The 279-nt window shown below is 67.0% G+C and carries 1 protein-coding gene; it reads right to left on the bottom strand.

Annotation, left to right across the window (positions count from 1 at the left end):
• Window positions 1-279 (bottom strand): MFS transporter (locus tag EN874_RS33455; RefSeq protein WP_145971773.1); only part of this gene is annotated, 279 nt, incomplete at both ends.

Raw genomic sequence — 279 nt, 5'->3', positions numbered from 1 at the left:
GTACAGGCTCTTTTGGCCGGCCGGGCAATGTTCGATCAGCAAGGCTCCCGACGAGCCCATCTCTCCGCCCACGGCCAGACCTTGCAGGATCCGGCAGAGCAACACCGCTATCGGCGCCAATATGCCGAGCGTCGCATAGCCCGGCGTAAGTGCCACGCCGAGCGAGCCGGCGGTGACGAGTGCCGCCGTCAGCAACAACGCCGGCTTACGCCCGGCCGTGTCCGCCAGTGTACCGATGACAAGCGCACCGACAGGCCGCGACAGGAATCCGGCCGCGAA

The sequence above is a fragment of the Mesorhizobium sp. M1D.F.Ca.ET.231.01.1.1 genome, assembly GCF_003999155.2.
GTDB lineage: Bacteria > Pseudomonadota > Alphaproteobacteria > Rhizobiales > Rhizobiaceae > Mesorhizobium.
Note: the sequence above shows the minus strand (reverse complement) of the source record. Positions and strands in the feature narration are given on the sequence as shown.